Annotated in this window: 1 protein-coding gene; it reads left to right on the forward strand. The window is 67.9% G+C overall.

Annotated features, from left to right (window positions below):
- Positions 1-1888 (forward strand): beta-ketoacyl synthase N-terminal-like domain-containing protein (locus tag AB0C75_RS35840; protein WP_362896725.1); only part of this gene is annotated, 1888 nt, incomplete at both ends.

Genomic DNA, 1888 nt, shown 5'->3' on the forward strand with positions numbered 1-1888 from the left:
GGGGTGGCGGTGGACTGGCAGGAGTTGTTCGCCGGGACCGGTGCCCGCCACACCGAACTGCCCACCTACGCCTTCCAACGCCGACACTACTGGCTCGACATGCCGCTCGACGGCGAGGAGACGCCGGAAGAGACCTCGGCCCTGGTGAGCGAGCTGCGGCGGCTCGGTGAACCCGAGCGCGCGTACCGGATGACGGAATTGGCCCGCGCACACATCACAGCCACTCTCGGCAGTGGCGTGCTCGGTGAGGGCGCACTCGGTCAGACGTTCCGGGATCTGGGCTTCGATTCCTTCATGTCCGCCGAACTGCGGGACAGGCTCTCGCGTGCCCTGGAGATCACGCTACCGAGTTCGGTGATCTTCGATTTCCCCACCCCCGCCGTTCTCATCGAACACCTGCAGTCCGTGGTGTCGGGCGCGGACGCGGACGCAGACGCCGACACCCAGTCCGTGCCTGTTGCCGATCCCGGTGATCCTGTGGTGATCGTCGGGATGGCCTGCCGTTATCCGGGTGGGGTGTCTTCTCCGGAGGATCTGTGGTCGTTGGTGGTCGAGGGCAGGGAGGGGATCACTGGTTTTCCGGAGTCGCGTGGCTGGGATGTGGAGGGTCTGTATCACGCGGATCCGGATCATCCGGGGACGACGTATGCGCGTGGTGGCGGGTTCCTGCATGACGCGGGTGAGTTCGATGCAGGGTTCTTCGGTATCTCGCCCCGTGAGGCGACGGCGATGGATCCGCAGCAGCGGTTGCTGCTGGAGGTCGCCTGGGAGGCTTTCGAACGCGCGGGTATCGACGCCGACTCCCTGCGCGGCAGCAGGACCGGGGTGGTGATAGGAGCAACACCGCACGGATACGGTGCGGTAGGAACCGACGCCGGCGGATACCTGCTCACCGGTACCACGCCTGGGGTCCTGTCCGGGCGAATCGCGTACCAGTTCGGCTTCGAGGGAGCCGCGACAACGGTCGACACGGCCTGTTCGTCATCGTCGGTGGCACTGCACCTGGCGGCGCAGGCGTTGAGATCGGGCGAGTGCTCACTCGCGCTGGCCGGCGGGGTCGCCGTCATGGGCACGCCGATGATCCTCACGGAATTCGCGCGGCAGCGTGGACTGTCCCCGGACGGCCGGTGCCGGTCGTTCGGCGAGGGCGCGGACGGCACCGGGTGGTCCGAGGGCGTCGGCCTGGTGGTGCTGGAGCGGCTGTCCGATGCGCGGAGCAACGGGCACCAGGTGCTCGCGCAGCTGGCGGGTTCGGCAGTGAACCAGGACGGGGCCTCGAACGGACTGACGGCCCCGAACGGACCGTCGCAGCAGCGGGTGATCCGGCAGGCACTGGCCAACGCGGGGCTGACGGGCGCCGATGTCGACGTCGTGGAAGGACACGGCACGGGTACTCTGCTCGGCGACCCGATCGAAGCACAGGCACTGCTGGCCACCTACGGGCGGGAGCACACCAGCGGCTCACCCCTGTGGCTCGGATCGGTGAAAGCGAACATCGGACACCCCCAGGCGGCGGCAGGCATCGCCGGAGTCATCAAAATGGTGATGGCGCTGCGGCACAGGATCCTGCCCAGAACCCTGTTCGCCGAGGACCCCTCGACCGAGGTGGACTGGTCTTCCGGTGGGGTGGCGCTGCTGACCCGATCACGAGAATGGCCGGACACCGGCCGACCCCGGCGAGCCGGAGTGTCCTCGTTCGGCATCAGCGGGACGAACGCACACGTCATCCTGCAGCAACCACCGAACGAACCAGCGATGGCCGATCACCGGCCGGCGCCGACAGCCACGCCTGAACCTGCTGTGGTGCCGTTTGTGTTGTCGGGTCGTGGGTCGGGTGGGTTGGGTGGTCAGGCTGCTCGTTTGCGGTCGTTTGTGGTGGAGCGGCCTG

It is taken from the genome of Streptomyces sp. NPDC048565 (assembly GCF_040650935.1).
GTDB lineage: Bacteria > Actinomycetota > Actinomycetes > Streptomycetales > Streptomycetaceae > Streptomyces.